We start from the raw sequence: 18,920 nt of genomic DNA, 5'->3' as shown, positions 1-18,920 counted from the left end.
GGCCCCGAACTCCACCTGCGGGTCGAGCAGACGCACGCCGACGCCGTCCTGCTCACCGCGCTGCGCCACCGGTGGTCGGTGCGCGCCGTCAGCCGGCCCGGGGGCCCCCCCCGCCCCCCGGCGGGGCCCCCCCGCGGGGGCCGCCCACGGCGCAGAGGAGGGGAAGGCGAGCACCGCACCGAGAGAGAAGACGTCGCTCGCCACAGTCAGGCTCTCACCGCGGATCTGCTCCGGTGACATGAAGGGGGGCGAACCGATCGCCACACCCGTACTCGTCAGGCCGCCGTCGACGGAGTCCGGAGCGCGCGCGATACCGAGGTCGACCACCTTCGGCCCGTCGATGGTCACCATGACGTTCGAAGGCTTCAGGTCCCGGTGGGCCAACCCGGCGGCGTGGATGCCGCCCAAGGCCCGACACACTCCTGATGCCAAGCCACGCACCGAATATTCCGGCAACGGCCCGGAGGCCGTCACCCCCGATCGGGCCGAGCGCCTGCGTCTTCCCGACGGTGGAGCCGGGTGAGGGCCGGCTCGGCGGTGGAAAGCGAGAGCGGGTCGGCGCGGCGGCGGCGCGGCCGTGAACGAGGCACTCTTCGACAGGGTCGGCGAAGTCTGCGGACACCCCGGCGTCCATGCCCATCTCGTGCGGTTGTGTGGTCGTCAGGTGAGCCGAGACCGAATCCGCGTTCGCTACGTCGTCATCGGACGGGAAGAGCCCCCTTCGGCGGGCCGAAGGGGGCCGCGGTCCGGCCGGTGGGGGCGAGACCTGGCGGGGCCCGCCCCCGGTGTCGCGTCAGGCCACCTCGGCCCGGGACGCGAGGTGGAAGGTGCAGGGTCCGCCCGCGTGGGCGGCGAGTCCTCCCCCGGCGATGTCGAGGGACACGGTGGCGAGCGTCTCCCAGCGTTTGCCGAGCGCCGCGTCCGGCTGGGCGTGGCAGCACAGTTCCGCGCCCTCGTCCGCGTGGCAGGTGAGGGCCTCGACGAGGTCCTCACCGTTCGGTCGGGTGAGGGTCGCCGTGCGCTGCCGCAGGACCTCCATCCGCCGGTACGTGCCCGGGTCCTCGACTCCCATGGCCTCGCCGCCGGCCAGCGCCCGCTCCACGAAGTGGTTGGTCCGCAGCAGGAAGCCGTCCTCGCGCGGGCGCAGCAGCGCCGAGCCGGCCGGGCTGAGTTCGATCGCCGCGGCGGTGCTCCGCCCGTGCGCGTGGTCGGCGAACGTCAGTGAGCTGGAGGCCGCCACCGGTGTGGCGGTGGCCAGTTCGACGGCCTCGGAGGTGCTTGTGCAGGTGTCGAGCACGTGTCGTGCCAGGACGTGTACCGGTATCCACGGGCCGGCCGGCGCGGGCGACTTGTCGGAGGTGTGGCCGAGGATGTTGAAGTGCAGGCCCAGGCCCGCCGTGTTGACGCCGATCTTGCCGACGATGCCGAACTCCGTCACCGTGTGCACGACCCGGCCGTCCGGGTGCTCGATGGTCCAGACGAACCAGCCGTCGCGCATGCCGTCGTGCCAGTCCCAGGTCTGCGCGGTGACCGGCGGGCGTCCGTCGTGCGGCGCGTACACGAGCGTGGAGCACTCCGGGTGCTGCGCGCGGCCGAAGCGGCCGAGGATCTCCGTCCGGGCGTTGAGCGCGGCGATCCGCCACAGGGGAAGTCCCGCGCCGCTCGCCATGCCGTCGATCTCCTCGGCCAGGTCCGGGGCCCAGGCGCTGATGTGCTCGAAGGCCCGCATGCTCCAGTCGGTGACGTCCTCGGGCGCGGCGCCCGAGGCGGCGAACAGCCGGTCGTAGAAGGCGCTGACCTGTCCGATGCGCTCCGGGAAGGCCTTGCCCAGGCGCTGCCCGCGATCGCCGGGGGCCGCCTTGGCCGATCGGAAGACCGTAGGGGTGGTCACGATGTCTCCTCCATGGCGAGCGCCCGGCGCTCGTCCTGGCTCATGCGCCGCGGCTTCCAGCCGGGACCGGGCACGGATCGGCGCAGCATCCGGGTGTAGGGGTGCTGCGGGTCGTCGAGGATGCGGGCGGTGGGGCCGGATTCCACGATCCGGCCCTTGCGCATGACGATCGCGTCCTCGCTGATCTGCCGTACGACGGACAGGTCGTGGCTGATGAACAGGTAGGTGAGGCCGGTGCGTTCGCGGATGTCGGCCAGCAGGTTGAGGATCTGGGCCTGGATCGAGACGTCGAGGGCGGCGACCGCTTCGTCCAGGACCAGGACCTGGGGTTCCGCCGCCAGGGCGCGGGCGATGGCGACCCGCTGGCGCTGCCCGCCCGACAGCGCGGAGGGCAGCGCGCGCGATTGCCGCTCGTCGAGGCCGACGTCCTCCAGCAGGCGGGTGATCCGCTCCTCGCGTTCGCCGCGGGCGGGTTTGAAGTGCAGGTCGATGACCTCGCCCAGGGCGTCGCGCACCGTCCTGCGCCGGTTGAGGGATCCGTAGGGGTCCTGGAAGACCATCTGGATCTCGCGTCCGCGCCGGCGTCGTTCGGCCGTGCCGGCGCGTCCCGGTGTGCGGGGGCGGCCGAGGACGGTGATGCTGCCGGAGGTCGGGGTCTCCAGGCCGACCAGCATCCGCGCGACCGTGGACTTGCCGGAGCCCGACTCCCCCACGATGGCGAGCGCTCCTCCGGCCCGGACCCGGAAGCCGACGCCGTCCACGGCGGTGAAGTCGGTGTGGCCGCGGCCTTCGGGGCGCCGGACCCGGAAGACCTTGCGCAGGTCGGCCGCTTCGACGACGGGGGTGTGGTCAGGCATCGCGCACCTCCGTGCCGGAACGTCGCAGAACGGGCTCGATCTCTTCGCTGCGCAGGCACCTCACCCGTCCCCCGCCGGTCGGCCGCAGGGCCGGGACGGTGGCCGTGCACCGCGGCTCGGCGTGGGGGCAGCGTGGGGCCAGGGCGCAGCCGGGGCCGACTTCGAAGGCCGAGATCGGCCGTCCGGGGATGACTTCCAGGCGGTCGGCGGCCTGGTCGATGCGCGGCCGGGAGTCCAGCAGGAGCCGGCTGTAGGGGTGTCTGGGGTGGTCTTCGAGCGCCTGCGGCTCGCTCTCCTCGACGATCGAGCCCGCGTACATGACCGCGATGCGGTCGCACACGGCGCCGGCCAGTTCCAGGTCGTGGGTGATGAACAGCATGGCGAGGCCGTGTTCGCGGCGCATCTCGTCGAGGATGCCCATCACCTCGGACTGGGTGGTCACGTCCAGGGCGGTGGTGGGCTCGTCCGCGAGGATCATCCGGGGGCGGACGGAGATCGCGGCCGCGATGACGACGCGTTGCAGCAGCCCGCCGGACAGTTCGTGCGGGTACTGGCGCATCCGGCGCGCGGCGTCGGGGATGCCGACGTCGGACAGGATGCCCTGGACGCGGGTGCGGGCCCGGCGGGGATTCTCCCGGTGGTTGGCGACCAGTGCCTCCACGAGGAAGTCGCCCACGCTCGACACGGGGTTGATGGCGGCGCGCGGGTCCTGGTGGATCACCGCGAGATCGTGGGAGCGCAGCCTGCGCAGGTCCTTGGCGGGCATGGACAGGACGTCGGTGCCGTCGAAGTCGATGCGCCCCGAGGTCTCGGCGCCGCGCGGGAGCACGCGCAGGATGGAGCGCACCGTCATCGACTTGCCGGAGCCGGATTCGCCGACCAGGCCGACGGCCTCGCCCGCGGCGACGTCGAGCGAGACGTCGTGCAGGACGGGGCGGCGCTCACCGTCGACGTCGAGCGTCACGTGGAGGGCGTCCAGACGCAGCAGCGGGTTCACGCGCGTCCTCCTGCCTTGCGTCCGCCGAGGCGTTCGCCCAGCACGCTGAACGCCGCGACGGTGATGACGATCATCAGGCCCGCGTAGAGGGACTGCTGGGGGAAGCCCTTGACCAGGGAGGCCTGGCCGCTGGAGACCATCAGGCCCCAGTCGGCCGTGGGCGGTTGGACGCCGAGTCCGAGGAAGGAGATCGCGGCGAGTTCGATCATGGCGGATCCGAAGTTGATGGTGGCTCCGGTGAGGATCTGGGGGGTGATGTTGGGCAGGATCTGCCGCACGCAGATGCCGAAGCCCGAGAAGCCCTGGATCTCTCCGGAGGCGATGTAGGGCTGCATGCGTTCGCGCAGGGAGACGCTGCGCAGCACCCGTGCGGTGTAGGGGGTGAAGCCCACCGCGAGCGCCAGGGACGCCTGGAGCAGTCCGCGGTCGTAGAGCGCGATCACGATGATGGCGAGCAGCAGGCTGGGGAAGGCGAACAGCAGGTCGAGCAGGCGGGAGACGAGGTCGTCGACGCGGCCGCCGAACCAGGCGGCGGTCAGGGCCAGGACGGTGCCGAGCACCGCGGTGACGGTGACGACGATGAACGGGCCCAGGAGGCTGGTCCGGGCGCCCCAGATCAGCCGGGAGAGCAGGTCGCGGCCGGAGTTGTCGGTACCGAGCAGGTGCTGCGCGCTGGGGGGCTGATAGGTGGCGGCGAGGTCGACCTGCAACGGGTCGTAGGGGGCGATCCAGGGGGCGAGGACCGCGATGGCGGCCAGCAGGGCGATGACGGCGGCGGCGATGGTGCCGGCGATTCCGACGCGCGCGACGAGGCGCCGGAGCGGGTTGCGGCGGCCGGTGGTGCGCGCGGTCGGGGCGTCCTCGGCCGCGGGGGTCGCGGTGGTGGCGCCAAGGGTGTTGACGTCGTCGCTCATGAGCGCTTCCCTCCGAGCTTGAACCGCGGGTCCAGCCATGCGTAGAGCACGTCGACGGCCAGGTTGACCAGGCCGAAGGCGGCCACCAGCGCGAGCGCGATGGCCTGGACGACGGCGAAGTCCTTCTGGTTGACCGCGTCGACCAGCGCGGAGCCGAGGCCGTCGAGGGCGAAGGCCTTCTCGACCACGGTGGCGCCGGCGATCAGGGCGGCGATGTTGACGCCGACGATCGTGGTCACCGGCAGGAGTGCGTTGCGCAGCACGTGCCGACGCACCACCAGGGAGCGCGGCAGTCCGCGGCCGACCGCGGTGGTGACGTGTTCGGAGTCCTTCTCCTCGGTGATCGCGGTGCGGGTGATGCGGGCGACCACCGCGCCCGAGGGGATGGCGAGCGCGATCGCGGGCAGGGTGAGGTGCCAGAGCCGGTCGGTCAGGCCCTCGCCCGATCCGAACACGGGGAACCAGCCGAGTTGCACCGCGAACAGGTCCATGAGCAGCAGGGCGGCGAAGAAGGTGGGGACGGCGAAGCCCGTGCTGGTGACGATCAGCGCCACCGTGTCGAGCCGGCCGCCGCGCAGTCCGGAGACCACGCCGGCCAGCACGCCGAACACGACGATGAGCACGGCGGCGTACAGCGTGAGCAGCAGGGTGGAGCCGACCCGCGGGGCGAGCAGGCCGGCCACGTCCTGGCGGAACACCAGGGACTGGCCGAGGTCGCCGTGGAGCACTCCGGTGATCCAGTCCCAGTAGCGCACCGGGAGCGGGTCGTCGAGGTGGTACTGGGCGCGGATCGAGGCGAGGGTCTCGGGGCTGATCGAACGCCCCTGGGTGAGGAAGGTCTCCGGCCTGCCCGGTGCGAGGTAGAGCGCACCGAAGACGAGGAAGCTGGCGACGATCAGGGTCGCGGCCAGCCCGAGCAGGCGTCGGACGAGGAATCCGAGCATGGGCTGTTCCTGTGTGGGGGTCGCGGGGGCGCGGCCGGGCGTGGGCCGCGCCCCCGGGCGGAGCGTGGTGGAGGGGCAGCGGGTGAGGGGGGGGCGAGGGTGGCGGGCGCCGCGTGCTACGGGATCACTTGGCCGAACCCACGGACGCGGCCCACGGGTAGTACAGGTAGACGAAGGACGCGGGTGCTCCGGTGATCCGGCTGTTCATGAACAGCCGGGTCGAGGGGGCGACCATGGGCAGCCACGGCGTCTTGGCCATGTACGTCGTCTCGATCCGGGCGGTGAGCTCGGCCCGCTTGGTGTCGTCGCTCTCCGAGGAGGCCTGGCCCACCAGCGCGGTGATCTCGGGGTCGGAGAACTTGTCGTAGTTCTCGGGGGATCCGGGGTCGATGCGGTTGCGCAGGAAGGCCAGCGGCTCGGCGACGTCGAAGTAGTTCGTGGTCATGAAGCCCGAGTAGCCCTTGCGGGCCTCGGCGTCGGAGAAGAAGGCGCCGTACCGTGCGCTCGGGACGCCCTTGGGCTGGACGTCCAGTCCGATCTTCTTACCGGCGCTCTGCACCTCGGCGAGGAGGTCCTCGTAGACGCGCCGCTCGCTGGGATAGGCGATGGTGATCGGCCCGCTGGGCCTTCCGGCCTCCTCGACCAGCTTCTTGGCGCCCTCGATGTCCACCGTGGTGGGCGGCAGCTTGTCGTAGGCGCTCTCGTACGCGGCGGCCCCGTAGGAGTAGCTGCCCGGGGGCACCACGGAGCGCAGGGGCGTGGCGGTGCCGGCGAAGACGGTCCTGCCGATGGCCTCGCGGTCGGTGGCCATCAGCAGGGCGGTGCGCAGCCGCGGATCGGCGAAGGGGCCTTCGCCGGTGCCGATGACGGCCACCATCTGCATGGACCTGCCCAGGTAGAGGGTGCCGTTGGTGGCGTTGGACAGCTGGTCGACGGCGTCGGTCGGCACGTCGTAGGTGCCGTCGATCTCGCCGGTCTTCAGCGCGTTGGTGAGGGTGGCCGGGTCCGTGATGAAGCGGAAGTCGAACTCCTTGGCCTTCGCCTTGAGCGTCTGGTCCCAGTACGCGTCGTTGCGCGTCAGCCTGATCTGTGAGCCCTTCTCCCACGACTTGAGCTGGAAGGGGCCCGTACACATGACGCCCTTGTCCGGGGTGCCGAACCCGGTGCCGGCCTGCTGGGTGAACGCGGCCTGGGTGACGGCGCCCAGCGGGGTCGCCATGTAGTCGTTGATGACCACGTCCGGCGTCTTGAGGGTGACGGTGACCTGGAGGTCGCCGGTCTTCTCGACGCCCGCGATGTTGCCGGTGAGCATGTCCGCAGCCCAGAAGGAGCCCTCGGCGGGGTCCAGGTGGCGCTTGAGGCTGAAGACGACGTCGTCGGCCGTCATCTCCTGGCCGTCCCAGAACCGCACGCCCTTGCGCAGGTTGTACACCCAGGTGGTGGGCGTGGGGTGCTCCGCCGACTCGGCCAGTCCCGGGGTGACCGAGAAGTCGGGGTTGATCCGCATCAGGCTTTCGCAGAGGTTCGAGAGGACCTCGTTCTCCGGGTAGTTGTAGGACTTGAGGGGGTCCAGCGAGGTGGGCTCGCCGTAGGGAACGTTCCAGGTCACCCGGTCCACCTCGGCCCTGGCGGAGGGGGTGTCGACGCGTGTTCCCGCGCCCGCGCCCTGGTCGGCGCTCGATGACTGCGCCGGGTTTCCGCACCCGGCCAGCGAGATCACGCTCGCGATCGCGACGGCGACAAACGCTCTCTTGCGCACTTCCGGTCCTTCCTGGCCTGTCCCCGGGCATGCGGCGGCGCCACGATGGGCGCACGTGGGGGTCCGCATCCAGCGGGAGTGGACAACTCAGACCGGTAGACTCACCTACCAAAACGTTTTGGTCAATCGTTTTGGTGGTATCTTTTTGCCAACATCCGGAAAGGCTGGACAACGCGTGATGGCTCCGTCGGGGAGAGTGACGATCCGCGACGTGGCGCGGGCGGCCGGTGTGTCGGCGACCACCGTCTCGCACGTGCTCAACGGAAAGGGCGCGGTGGCGGCGGCGACGCGCGAGCGCATCCTGCGCACCGCCGCCGAACTGCGCTACCAGGCCAACCCCATCGCCCAGAGTCTGCGCGGCGGCCGCACGGGGGTGATCGCGCTGGCCATCCGCCCGCTGGACGCCATCGGCTACACCCTGCAGGGCGTGGACTACTTCGTCCGGCTGGCCGGAGCCGCCGCGACCTCGGCGCTCGACCACGGCTTCGGACTCATGCTCGTCCCCGACCTCACGCGCCGGTCCGTCCCCGCCGCCATGAACCTGGACGGCGGTATCGTCGTCGACCCGTTCGTCGGCGACCCGGTCCTGGCCGAACTCCTCGACCGGGGGCTGCCCGTGGTCTCCACCGGCCGCGACCCCGCCCGCCCCGAACACATCTGGTGGACCGACACGGACAACCGCGCCGAGACCCGGCGCGTACTAGACCTGCTCCGCGAACGCGGCGCCCGCCGGATCGCCGTCGTCGCGGGCACGGACGACAACGCCTGGAACCACGACACGGTCGAGGCCTACCTGTCATGGGCCCACGAACACGGCCAGGAACCGATCCTGGAACGGGTCCCCGAAAAACGCGGTGAGACGGCCGGCGCCGAGATCGGCACACTGCTGCTGTCCCGCCCCAACCCCCCGGACGCCGTCTTCGCCAGCACCGGCCGCCACGCCGCCAGCATCGCCCGCACCGCGATCGCCCTCGGCTGGGACATTCCCGGCCGCCTCCTCATCGCCGCGGGATCGGACAGCGAACAGACCCGGTTCGCCTCCCCCGCCATCACCGCCCTCGACCTCTCCCCCGAGGCCACCGGCAGACTCGCCATGGAACTCCTGCTCCAACGCCTCGCCGGCGAGCCGGGATCGGCAGCACCGAGGATCGTGCCCGCGACTCTGCACGAACGCCAGTCCACCGCCCGCCCGCACTGACCACCACCCCCGCCTCCGGCCCTCCCACGCAACCGGCCACCGCCGCGGATCCACCCGTCCTCACGCAGGAATGGCGTCGGGAAGGCGGCGGGGCGCCGCTGACGGGGCCGCAGCGTCGGCCGGCCGTCGTCCGGGTGCGCCGCCGGTCGACTCCGGGGGCGGCCGACGACCGCCACGACCAGGACCGGCCCGGCCCGGCCGCGGTCCCGGCCGTGCCCGCCGCACGAGCGGATCAGTGCGACCGGGCGGGGCACGCGGAGCCCGGCCGGCACGAGGCAGCGTAGCGAACGCGTGCCACTGCCCGCCGCTGTCCCCGTCGACACCCCCACCGGGGCCACGGCCGGACCGCGGGTGCGGGCCGTGAAGGCAGCCCTGCTCCCGCGAACAGAGGCACCCATCCGGTACGACAGCCCAGCGCAGGGGCACCGGACGCGGCCCGCGCCGGGTACCGGGCGCCGGATGCCCCGGGGGGCGCGCGGGGCCCCGGGCCGGAGGCCTCCCGGCGGGATCCTCCCGACCCGCCCGGGGTCGGCCCGCACAGCTCGCCGAGCACGGAGTGGAGCGGCCTGGGCGGCCGGTGGCATTGCCGGGCAGTGACTTGCGGGGGCCTGGCGAAGGCCGGGAGTTGCTCACCCCGCCGGGTGACCAACTCCCGGCTGCCGCCATTCCGATCAACGGCAGTCCCGAAGAGGGAGTACCGGTGTTCCCTGCCAGTCGGCTAGAAGAGGCCGGCGCGCATGTGTTGCGTGAGGTTCTCCAGGACCTCGCGCAGCCACGGTCTGCGGGCGGCCGGCAACCGGACCAGCGTGTGCTGGAAGGTTCCCCAGTCGGCTCGGAACAGGTGATGGGGACGCGGCGCGGGCGGGTCGTCGCGGAGAACGCCGTCAGGCATGGTGCCTGACACGGGGAGGAGGAGGTGTGGCTCGGGGAAGGCCATCCACATCCACACCCCGAACGGCAGCGGCACCGAGCAGGCCGATGCCACCGGGCCGGCCGGGCTCCAGAGTTCCCCCGTCTGCGGGTGGGTCGGCACGATGACCATGTCGGCATCCGTATCGGGGGCGGGCAGTCCGGGTCCGTCCAGGACGGCGCGCCGCGCCGGCTGGACCGCGGGCAGCAGGGCGTCGAGGGCACGTTGGAACACTTCCGCGATCAGACCGTGCGGGACGGTCACCGGCCGGCCGTCCGAGGCGGCCAGCAGGTGGGCCAGCGCCCGGCCGGCTGCCGCTTCCCACAGCGGGTTCCATGACCACCAGTGGTCCAGCCCGAGCCTCGAGCCCCATCTCGTGATCGGCACGCTCGGGGGTGTGGCCTTCCCCTCCACCAATAGTTCCGCCCAGGAGAGGATCGCGATGTCGGCGTCGTCGACGGGCAGGCGGTGCACGGCGTCCGGCGCGAGCCAGACCGCCTGCCAGAGCGAGCAGTCGTCGATGCGGTTCGCCACGGGCAGGCCGCACGCCTCGCAAGCCATGTTGGGACCGTCACCCCAGTCGAGGCCACAGCAGTAGCCGCCGGCTCGCTCCGGAACGAGCACGGTGCCGCAGGTGTCCCCCGGTGCGATGACGATGGTGCCGGACGGGCCCTCGGACAAGGCGTGGACCGGAGCGTAGATGCCCCGCGCTGCCGCCTCGTCCGGATCGGTCTCCTCCCACCTCCGCCACGGGTGCCCCCAGGGCTCCGGTTCCACGGCGAACGTGCCCCGCTCCATGAGAACCGGGAGCTGAATCCCGTTCCCGTACCTCTGATGGGCGTGGGCCGGCAGCTCTACCTGGGACAGCGGCTCGGTCAGTCTGGCGCCACACCCAGCACACACAAAGACGAACACATGTCCTCCGCTGCAGAGACGCGGGGATCATCGCAGCTCCACGACGGACCGGCCAACGCGTTTTTGATCCGCCGTGCGGGATGCGGGCAGGGTGCGCCAGGCATCGACGGCGAGGAGGACATCCTGCCGCTGGCCGATACTCCCCGTACTACTATCGGACCCGCCTTCCACAGTCCGGGCGACGGGCTCGATCACGTTTTCTGGGGGATGAGAGATGGCCGTCGACTTCGACCTGCCGCTGGACGACACCGAGGAGGCAGCCGAACTCGCCGCCACGCTCACCGACCTCGGCAACGACGGCTTCCTGCGTACGGTGGTCCGCGAGGGCTTCACCGTGCATCACCGGTCCACCGGCGCCCTGCTCGGGTCCCCGCCGGACAAGCGGGACGCATCCGGCTCCAGCCTGCTGCTGCGCGCGCTGCACCTGTGCTTCTGCGCCCACCTGCCGCTGAGCCTCTCCCCCGACCTGCTGTGGTACACGGTGGTCCACGAGGTCGCCACCCATGTCCGGCTGAACAGTGACACCTATGCCGAACTCTTCACCGACACCCCGGGTGAGAAGCAGCTCATCACCGTCCGCGACAACTCGCTGCTGCACGAACCCGACTGGCAACAGTCACTCCACTTGATCCAGCGGCCTCTCCGGGAGCGGATCGGCGACGATGTCGCAGACCTTCTCCAGCCGACGTTCTCCACCACCACGCCCGTGGATGCCTCCGCGACCCTGGTCGCGCTGATGGACGTGGTCAGCCCCTACTACGACTTCCGCTGGCATTCGCTCTGCGGCATTCCCAGGATTCGGCTGGAGGGCACCGCCCAGGACTGGCATCGGCTGACCGTCCGGGTCCGCGAGCTGGAGGGACGGTTCGCGGGTCTGCGGCCGTGGCTGCGGAACCTGCGACCGGTGCTCGCCACCATCGCCGCCACGGCCTCCGGCGAGCCGGTCGACCAGGACTTCTGGCGGTCGATCTACAAGTGGCGGTCCGCCTCCGGCGGCGCGCGGGTCACCGGCTGGATCACCGCCTTCTTCGCCCACGACTACTTCGCCGACGGCCCACAGCCGGCCATCAGCGACGTCATCCACGACGGCCGGTTCCCGTCCCACCTCTCCCGTGTCCCGTACAGGTGGCAGCGGCCGGACGGGATCCGCTCGATGATCTTCCTCGGCGGAGTACTCGGCATCGAACGCGACGGCGACTGGATCCGCCCGCGTCTGGGTTTCGCCGTCCTCGAACTCACCGACCGCCCTCTGCCCGAGTCCTGGACCATCACCGACATCAACGCCTTCACCGGCCGCACGAACGCCACCCTCCTCCCCACCGACCAGTTGACCGCCTTCTCCGCGGACTTCAGCCACCAGCTGTCCGCCACCCGGGCGATCTCCTTCGGCGACCACGCCGTGGTGGAAGCCGACGGCCTCTGGTATCCGGGCCACCTCTCCGAACCGGAGTTCATCGCGACGCGCCCTTCCGGCAGCGACCTCGGCTCCGCCCTCCGGGCGCTCCCGCGCTGACAACGACTGTCCCTCGGCGGGTCTTGGCACCCGCCCGTCAACTGTCCTCCCCGCAGCCGTTCGGGGACCTTCCCGCCATCGCCGACACCAGCAGAGAGCAGCAGGCCGAGCAGCAGGCCGAGCAGCGTCCGAAAGACGTCACAGCCCGCCTGAAGGAGCGACCACCGAATCCCCTGGGCGCGGCGCCAGTGGAAAGCCGCACGCGACCGCGACCTCGTGGCGCTCAGCACCCGCTGTTGTCGCGGACGACCGTGCGGCCGGGGTCGTCCGCGTCGGGGGCAGGCCCGGCCGGCGGTACCGAAGGCGGTGCGCCCCCGCGCGGCACCAGCCTCGTAGACCTGGAAGTCGGGCCGGCCCAGGGCTTGGAGAGCGCTCTCCAGCGGGTAGTCGTGGCCCTGTTCCCACACCGGGTCCTGGCCGGCCTGGCCCCGGATCGCCGCCGCCCGACCGGGGAAGGCCCGCTCCAGCGCGCGCCGGGCATCGTCGAGGCTGCCCGACGCCCCCGACGGTCCGCGCCGGGCGGGGGCGGGTGTCCGGTAGGGGTCAGCCGACCACCGGCAGGTCCAGTGTCGAGGCCCGCCCGCCGCCGTGGCCGATCAGGTAGGCGGCCCGCCCGTCGGCCGGGAGCAGTTCGAAGGAGTCGGGGTTGGCGGCGGCGACGCTCAGGCGGATCCGGTCGCCCGCGCGGAACAGCGCCGAGACCGGCTGCAGGTCGATCACCACCCGCTGGGCGCGGCCCTGCGGGAAGGGCGCGGAGTCGGCGGCGGCGTAGGTGCGGGGCGTGCGCAGCCGGCGCCAGTCGGGGTTGTCGTCCCGGTCGGCCACAGCCCTTTCGGTGAGGGCGAGTTGGCCTTCGGTGAGGTAGGTGACACGGCCGTCGGGGGCAACGTGCTCCAGATAGACGTGCAACGCGCCCCGCTCGGAGCCCGCCAGGCCGGTCACGTCGAGGGTGACCTTGCCGTTGCCGGTGACCCGGGTGTCCTCGGTCAGCGGGGCGGTGGTGTAGCTGAGCAACTTGGCGTCCACGGCGGCACGGTCGGGGTAGCTGACCTGCTCGCCGCCGAGGTTGGTGTTCCAGCGGTCGAACTCCCCGGTGCCGGCGCTCGGGTCGAGGACCAGCCGGTCGGTGCCGGCACGATCCGGGCGGCGGCGGTCGAGGGTGTGGTCCTGGCCGAGGTGGAGCCGACGGGTGCGGGTGCCGGCCACCGGCCAGCGGTCGGTGGTGCGCCAGGTGCCCTCGTTGAAGGTGTAGTAGTGCACCCGGCGGCGGCCGTCCGGGCGGGCTCCGTCGCGCACGTAGTGGTCGAAGAAGGCGACGATGCGCTGTTCGTTGTCGCGGCGTTCGGCGGAGGTGAACGCGCGGGCCGGGCGGAACGGGTCCGCGAACCACGTCGCGCTGTGGTTCCACGGGCCGATCCAGTCGTCCTGCGTGTTGGACAGGGCGCTGAACTGGGAGAGCACGCCGTTGGCGGTACCCGCGTCGAGCCAGCCCGCCATGGTGAACACCGGCACGCCGCCCGCCTCGATGGCCTCGGTGCGTTCGGCGATACTGCCGGTCTTCCAGGCCGTCAGCCCGTCCCGGTAGTCACGGTGGGTACCGGCACGCGCCATATCGACCTGGTTGACGTTGCCGACATGCTCGGCCCGCGCGGCGGCCAGCAGCGCGGGACCGTCCGGGCCGTCCACCGGACGGGGGGTGACGCCGTGCAGTCCGGCGCGGTCGCAGATCTTGCGGGTCTCCTCGTCGGTTTCGCAGGTGATGCCGCCGGTCCCGTCGAGGATGCGCATCATCAGCGCGTACGGTCCGAGCCGGGGTTCGATGAGCAGGCCGCCGGGGCGCGCCAGGTCCTCGTAGGAGTCGAAGTCGTAGGAGATCGGCGCGGCGGCGGCGATGTGGTGGTTGCCGAGGGAAGCCGCGAGCATGGCGGTGTCGCCGCCGTAGGAGTCGCCGGTGGTGCCGACCCGACCGTTGGACCACGGCTGGGCGGCGATCCAGTCGCTGAGCGGGCCGGCGTCGGCGGCGGCCTCGTCGCTGGGCTCTGAGGTCAGGGTCCCGAAAGAGGCACCCGTACCACGCAGGTCGGCGGTGACGTAGGCGTAACCGCGGGCGGTCCAGCGGCGGGCGGCTTCAGTGATGCCGCCGCTGTCGCCGGCCTGCGCGCGCGCACGCCAGTAACGCTGCACGGACAGCACGGTCGGCAGAACAGCGCCGGGAGCCGTACCGGCGGGGACGTAGACATCGACGGCGATACGCACACCGTCCGGCATGGTGACGTACCGCGACTGGAGTTGAGGATCCGCACCCTCCCGCGACACGCCACCGCCGGCGGCGGCGGCGGCTGCGGCGGGGCCGGGGACGGCGGCGAGCGTGAGCGCGGCGGTGGCCGCGAGCACCGCGGCGAGACGGCGGCGAGACGGCGCGACGGCAGACGTGGCAGTGGGTGTGGCGGTGGGTGTGGCGGTGGCACCGCTGGTCCGGTGCACGGTACGACGATTCATCCGATGGCCTGGCCTCTCCTGATACGACGGAGTTCCTGGCTCGTCCCCCTCGACTCGATAGGACCACGGACCGGCGACGAGCCGCCATGGCCACCACCCCCGGAAGATCCCTGACACAGCTCGGGCTCCCTCAGGGTTCTCCCTGAGTCCGGCCCCCCGGCTCCGGATCCGGCCAGGCGGTGAAGCCGCCACGCCATCGGAGCGACATCACCGCCGGCCCGGCCCGGCCGTCGCCAGAAACCGACCACGCCGGTGCCGCCCTCAACACCGAACCGCTCGTGGCACGCCTGCGGCCCGGTCACGGCACCGGCAAGGCGGCTCTCGTGGGCGTTGTACTCGCTATCGCCCGACAAGTGATCTCGACCGATTGGCAGATGACTCCGATCGGCGGCCCGCAGCGTCAGCGTGTTCAGCAGTGCGTCTCGATCTATGCGATGCCAACGCCGGTCACACTCCGTTGAGACGGGTCGGTGGTGCAGGGGAGTCCCAGGCCTGCACCAACCCCAGGACGGCCCGGGGCCGACCCGCGGGCCGTCCGAGAGCCGGCACGACACCGTGTCCGAACCCGGACCGGGGGGTATGTCAGTGCCCTGCGTCCGTGTCCGGGGCGGCGGGGTCGTGGGTGATGAGGTCTCCGGGCTGGCAGTCCAGGGCCGCGCAGAGCTTCGACAGGGTCGAGAAACGGATGGCCTTGGCCCTGTCGTTCTTGAGGACGGACAGGTTGACGACCGTGATACCGACCTGCGCGGACAGCTCGGTCAACGTCATGCCGCGCTCGGCCAGGAGACGGTCCAGGTGGATACGGATCGCATGGGGTTCCTCTTCAGGCATCAGATCGTCCCTTCGAGGTCCTCCCGCATACGCACACCCTCACGCATGATCCGCCCCATGACCACCGCGGCCAGGCCCGCGAGGACCAGCACCAGCGGACCGGAGAGCGCCGGCCCGGCCCCGACGATCGGCGCCATGCTCCCCACGAGCCAGGACTGCGACCAGCCCGCGACCAGTCCGGCCACCACCGCGCCTACCGTGACGAACCAGCCCACAACAGTCAGCAGCCGCGCGACCTCGACGGTGAACGGCCCACGGGACAGTACCGCCTTCATGAGTCGGGAGAACAACAGCAGCGCCATCGCGCCGAACAGCAGCCACGGCAGTTCACCCCCGAGGTCGGCGGCGCGCTGCCCCACCGACGGATTCCCCTGGCACAGACGCGAGGCACTGCTGGCCGCGTCCACACCCTCACGCACCGGCAGGTCACCGGCCAGTGAGGCATTGGCCCAGAAGCCCGTCTGCACGCACACCGCCCCGTCGTCGAGCATGCGCACGGCCCCCGTCCCGAGGAACGCCAGCCCGCACAGCACCGCCAGCACGAACGTCACCGACGCCAGCACCTTCGTCAGCCGTGTGTCCAACTCCACCCTCCACACATCGATTTTCGATATGTTCGACGATACCCGACCATATCGATAATCGACAAGCCCAGTCAGGAACCCCGGGCACACCGCCACCACGCAGGTCGGGGGCACCGGGGCGCTCTGGATCGCGTACACCCAACCGCGCGGTACCGGGTTGTCCCGGTCTGCGCGCAGCGCCTCGGCGATGTCGCACTCAAGGCGCTCGGCGGCGTCGGCGATCAGGTCGATCGGGTACGGGCGGGCCTCAAGGACGGGAGGATACCGGCCGGGCCGTCGACATCCTGGTACGGCGTGTCTTTAACGGGTTCTATTGGTTCAGGCACGGATTTCGTGAAGCCGATCGTGCTTCCGTGCGCCGGTGACGCTCCGTCATTTCCGGGTGGATGCTGACCGCGTGTGAGGAGATCTTCTTTCTGCTCCCGCATCTCTTGGGGACGCGGGTCGAGTCCATAGAGGTGCGTGACGGCCTCGTGGCGATCGAAGCGTCGACGCCAGAGGGCAGGCTTGTGCCGTGCCCTGACTGCGGGGTGCCGTCCGAGCGGGTGCACAGCCGGTACGGCCAGCGCTTGGCGGACGCGCCGTGCGGCGGGCGGGGCGTGGTGATCGAGTTGTCGGTGCGTCGGTTGTTCTGCGACAACGCGGGGTGCCGACGGGTGACCTTCGCCGAGCAGGTCGAGGGACTGACCTGCCGGTACGGTCGGCGCACGCCCGTTCTGCAGCGGATGCTCGCGGGGCTGGGCGTGGTCCTGGCGGCCCGCGCGGTGGCGCGTCTGGCACTGCTGCTTGGTGTCGTCGTCAGCCGGATGACCGTCCTGCGCCTGGTCATGGCGCTGCCGGACCCGGCCTGGGAAGCCCCGCGGGTGCTGGGCATCGACGAGTTCGCCACCAGGAAGGGCCGCCGGTACGGCACCATCATGGTCGACTGCGAGACGCATCAGCCGCTCGACCTGCTGTCTGACCGGGATGCAGACAGTGTTGCGGCGTGGCTGCGCGAGCACCCCGGTATCGAGATCATCTGCAGGGACCGCGCGACGGTCTTCGCCGACGGCGCGCGCAAAGGCGCCCCGAACGCCCAGCACTGTGCCGACAAATGGCACGTCTGGCACAACCTCGGCGAGGCCGTCGAACGCCTCGTCTCGCGCCATCGTGCCCTGCTGCGTGACCTGGTCGAACCCCAATCGCCCGAACTGGAACCCGAGCCCGAGCCGCCGGATCCGTCGCCCGTGGCCACCGGGGCGGCCACGGGCGACGGTGCTTCGCCCGAGCCCTACCCTCAGGGGAAGTTCCTCGACCGGCTCCGCGACACCCATGCCGCGGTTCGTGCCCAGGTCGAGCAGGGCTTGAGCCTGCGCGAGATCGCCCGACGCCTCGGCCTGGGACGCAACACGGTCCGCAAATACGCCCGCGCGGCCAGCCCGGAGGCGATGCTGCACGGCCAGTGGCAGAACCGGACCAGCAAGCTCGACCCGTATCGGCCCTACATCGAGCAACGGATCGCCGAGGGCTGCACGAACCCTGTCCAGGCTCCACGGTGAGCTGCGCGAACGCGGCGCCCGCTGCAGCTACAGCACTCTGCGGGACTACGTCCACCCCCTGCGTCCCGGACGCCGGGCCGCAGGGAGCACGCCACCGCTGGCCCGACCGCCCTCACCTCGCCAGGCCACCCGCTGGATCATGGCCCACCCCGATCACCTGCGCGAGGACGACCAGCAGCAGCTCAAGGCCCTGCTCGTGCGTTCGCCCGAGCTCACGGCCGCCGCCGGCCACATCCGCACCTTCGCGGCCATCATGACCAACCGCGAGGGAGAACGGCTGCCGCACTGGATCGCCGACGTCTGCGCCGACGAGCAGAGCGGCCCAGCCGGCTTCGCCGCCGGACTGCTCCCCGACCTCGACGCCGTCGTCTACGGCATGAGCGCCGACTGGTCCTCCGGCCCGGTCGAGGGCCGCGTCAACGACCTCAAGGCGCTCAAGCGCGGCATGTTCGGCCGAGCCAAACCGCCCCTGCTCCGGAAACGACTTCTACTCGTCGCGGCCAGCCGCCAACCGTAGCGACCGGCTGATCGGAAGCCGTGCCGTTGCCATCAACCGTCAACGTCACGAACAGGCTCACCTGCTGGTGACTATGTCCCAGCTGAGCAGGGGCCCGTCGGCCGTCTGAGCGTTGATTTGGGGCTGGTAGTAGAGGAAGGGCGCTATCCCGTCGAGGGCGTCGGCGAGGCGGATGAACAGGTCGCCGAGGCTGGAGGCCCACAACGTCGCTTCGCTTGCTCCGGAGCCGATGCCCATCTCGTAGACCTGCCCGTAGGTGGGCCCGGGGCGATGGTCGACGAATGCGACCCCGCCGTCGTTGGGCAGGGCGAACGGCACCCACTGGTGCGGGTGGCCGTTCAGGTAGTCCTCGTCCCACGGCGAATCGGGATCGTCGTGCCAACCAAGACCGACTAGCATCCGATGCATCTGACCGATCTCTGACGTACTGCTCAGCCGGTGTCGCAGGGGAAGGAAGTCGCCGGCTACCCCGCTTACCCCGTTGTGCATACGCAACAGTGCGCTGAGCTCGGGATGCAACGGGAAGCCGAACTCAGCCTCCAGCGCGGTGATTTCCTCCGGGGGTGCGGGCGGACGCAGTGCTGCATGATCCGCCGGTGCATGCTCGGCAAGCAATGAGGAGAACCGAGCCCATGCCTGCTGGAGCGGGACGGGCAAATGCTGTGTCATCCGGCAGACATTAGGCGACGCCTCCGACATCGGCCCACACAGACCGTGACGACCTACTGATCGGTTTCACGAAATCCGTGCCTGAACCGTTCTATTGGCCCCACTGTTTCGGGTTCCGGTGGCCCCACTTCTGCTCTGTCTGAGTGAGGGTGCAAGGTGGTGCTGGAGAGTTCCAGGTTCGCGTGGCCCCACCCCCTCGATCGGGTGACCTTTTCGCGGCCTGGCGCGCGTTGGGGCGGTCGGTGGTGTCGATGGCCGGGGCGTGACCGGTAGCGTGAGGCCTGCGGCCGGCAAGCCCAGTCGTGAGCCCGCCCGGACTGCGCCCCCGACAGGATGCGTCCGGGCGGTTTCGTCTGCGGTCGGGTTCCGCTTGTTGATGCGTGT

At 71.3% G+C, this 18,920-nt stretch carries 15 protein-coding genes and 1 pseudogene; 4 read left to right on the top strand and 12 right to left on the bottom strand.

Translation table 11 applies throughout. The annotated features are described in order from the left end of the window. Positions 1-162 precede the first annotated feature (162 nt). The 7 genes and pseudogenes from ABZW10_RS13515 to ABZW10_RS13485 all read right to left on the bottom strand — a co-directional run. Positions 163-468: pseudogene (locus ABZW10_RS13515) on the bottom strand (protein kinase); the annotation flags it as partial. Between the two features lie 325 nt (positions 469-793). Then, positions 794-1,891 (bottom strand): C45 family peptidase, encoded by a 1,098-nt coding sequence (locus ABZW10_RS13510; protein WP_355363630.1) that lies wholly within the window; start codon positions 1,889-1,891, stop codon positions 794-796. Beyond that, positions 1,888-2,748, bottom strand: a complete 861-nt coding sequence (locus tag ABZW10_RS13505) for an ATP-binding cassette domain-containing protein (protein WP_355363628.1) — start codon at positions 2,746-2,748, stop codon at positions 1,888-1,890. Before ABZW10_RS13505 ends, ABZW10_RS13510 begins: the two co-directional genes overlap by 4 nt. Beyond that, entirely contained in the window at positions 2,741-3,745 is a 1,005-nt protein-coding gene (locus ABZW10_RS13500; protein WP_355363626.1) for an ABC transporter ATP-binding protein, read from the bottom strand. The genes ABZW10_RS13505 and ABZW10_RS13500 overlap by 8 nt, the downstream gene beginning before the upstream one ends. Beyond that, a complete protein-coding gene (locus tag ABZW10_RS13495) occupies positions 3,742-4,659 on the bottom strand; it encodes an ABC transporter permease (RefSeq protein ID WP_355363624.1) in 918 nt (305 codons plus the stop codon). Before ABZW10_RS13495 ends, ABZW10_RS13500 begins: the two co-directional genes overlap by 4 nt. Then, positions 4,656-5,603, bottom strand: coding sequence for an ABC transporter permease (locus ABZW10_RS13490; RefSeq protein ID WP_355363622.1), 948 nt, complete (start codon positions 5,601-5,603; stop codon positions 4,656-4,658). Before ABZW10_RS13490 ends, ABZW10_RS13495 begins: the two co-directional genes overlap by 4 nt. A gap of 124 nt (positions 5,604-5,727) precedes the next feature. Beyond that, a complete protein-coding gene (locus ABZW10_RS13485) occupies positions 5,728-7,362 on the bottom strand; it encodes an ABC transporter substrate-binding protein (protein WP_355363620.1) in 1,635 nt (544 codons plus the stop codon). 196 nt (positions 7,363-7,558) lie between these two features. On the opposite strand from ABZW10_RS13485, the gene ABZW10_RS13480 reads away from it, so the two are divergent. Further along, a complete protein-coding gene (locus ABZW10_RS13480) occupies positions 7,559-8,560 on the top strand; it encodes a LacI family DNA-binding transcriptional regulator (protein WP_355363618.1) in 1,002 nt (333 codons plus the stop codon). A gap of 718 nt (positions 8,561-9,278) precedes the next feature. Here the strand turns inward: ABZW10_RS13480 and ABZW10_RS13475 are convergent. Beyond that, positions 9,279-10,385 carry a hypothetical protein gene (locus ABZW10_RS13475; protein ID WP_355363616.1) on the bottom strand — a complete coding sequence of 369 codons (1,107 nt, stop codon included), beginning with the start codon at positions 10,383-10,385 and terminating at the stop codon, positions 9,279-9,281. Positions 10,386-10,599: 214 nt separating this feature from the next. Here ABZW10_RS13475 and ABZW10_RS13470 point away from each other — a divergent pair, with 214 nt between their 5' ends. Continuing rightward, a complete protein-coding gene (locus tag ABZW10_RS13470) occupies positions 10,600-11,898 on the top strand; it encodes a DUF4419 domain-containing protein (RefSeq protein WP_355363614.1) in 1,299 nt (432 codons plus the stop codon). Positions 11,899-12,441: 543 nt separating this feature from the next. Here ABZW10_RS13470 and ABZW10_RS13465 read toward each other — a convergent pair. The 3 genes from ABZW10_RS13465 to ABZW10_RS13455 all read right to left on the bottom strand — a co-directional run bounded on the left by ABZW10_RS13465 (position 12,442) and on the right by ABZW10_RS13455 (position 15,818). Continuing rightward, the gene (locus ABZW10_RS13465; RefSeq protein ID WP_355363612.1) at positions 12,442-14,382 is read right to left on the bottom strand and encodes a CocE/NonD family hydrolase; all 1,941 of its coding nucleotides are present in this window, start codon (positions 14,380-14,382) and stop codon (positions 12,442-12,444) included. Between the two features lie 597 nt (positions 14,383-14,979). After that, positions 14,980-15,228, bottom strand: coding sequence for a helix-turn-helix transcriptional regulator (locus ABZW10_RS13460; RefSeq protein ID WP_355363610.1), 249 nt, complete (start codon positions 15,226-15,228; stop codon positions 14,980-14,982). After that, positions 15,228-15,818: a DUF2975 domain-containing protein gene (locus ABZW10_RS13455; RefSeq protein ID WP_355363652.1), complete on the bottom strand. Its 591-nt coding sequence runs from the start codon at positions 15,816-15,818 to the stop codon at positions 15,228-15,230. Before ABZW10_RS13455 ends, ABZW10_RS13460 begins: the two co-directional genes overlap by 1 nt. Before the next feature lie 467 nt (positions 15,819-16,285). Between ABZW10_RS13455 and ABZW10_RS13450 the strand changes: the two genes are divergently transcribed. Both ABZW10_RS13450 and ABZW10_RS13445 read left to right on the top strand, forming a co-directional pair. Next, positions 16,286-17,350, top strand: coding sequence for an ISL3 family transposase (locus tag ABZW10_RS13450; protein WP_355363608.1), 1,065 nt, complete (start codon positions 16,286-16,288; stop codon positions 17,348-17,350). A 139-nt stretch (positions 17,351-17,489) separates the two neighbouring features. Then, entirely contained in the window at positions 17,490-17,867 is a 378-nt protein-coding gene (locus tag ABZW10_RS13445; protein ID WP_355363606.1) for a hypothetical protein, read from the top strand. Between the two features lie 57 nt (positions 17,868-17,924). Here the strand turns inward: ABZW10_RS13445 and ABZW10_RS13440 are convergent, their stop codons facing one another. Then, on the bottom strand, positions 17,925-18,536 hold the full coding sequence (locus ABZW10_RS13440) for an SMI1/KNR4 family protein (RefSeq protein ID WP_355363604.1): 612 nt from the start codon (positions 18,534-18,536) through the stop codon (positions 17,925-17,927). Between the last annotated feature and the right edge of the window lie 384 nt (positions 18,537-18,920).

It is taken from the genome of Kitasatospora sp. NPDC004723 (assembly GCF_040609255.1).
GTDB lineage: Bacteria > Actinomycetota > Actinomycetes > Streptomycetales > Streptomycetaceae > Kitasatospora.
The sequence above is the reverse complement of the archived record's forward strand: the minus strand, read 5'-3'. Positions and strand labels throughout refer to the sequence as shown.

Coding starts and splice junctions, on each gene's coding strand:
- ABZW10_RS13505 (WP_355363628.1), bottom strand. CDS start 2,748: ATGCCTGACCACACCCCCGTCGTCGAAGCGGCCGACCTGCGCAAGGTC.
- ABZW10_RS13495 (WP_355363624.1), bottom strand. CDS start 4,659: ATGAGCGACGACGTCAACACCCTTGGCGCCACCACCGCGACCCCCGCG.
- ABZW10_RS13490 (WP_355363622.1), bottom strand. CDS start 5,603: ATGCTCGGATTCCTCGTCCGACGCCTGCTCGGGCTGGCCGCGACCCTG.
- ABZW10_RS13470 (WP_355363614.1), top strand. CDS start 10,600: ATGGCCGTCGACTTCGACCTGCCGCTGGACGACACCGAGGAGGCAGCC.
- ABZW10_RS13460 (WP_355363610.1), bottom strand. CDS start 15,228: ATGCCTGAAGAGGAACCCCATGCGATCCGTATCCACCTGGACCGTCTC.
- ABZW10_RS13445 (WP_355363606.1), top strand. CDS start 17,490: ATGGCCCACCCCGATCACCTGCGCGAGGACGACCAGCAGCAGCTCAAG.
- ABZW10_RS13440 (WP_355363604.1), bottom strand. CDS start 18,536: ATGACACAGCATTTGCCCGTCCCGCTCCAGCAGGCATGGGCTCGGTTC.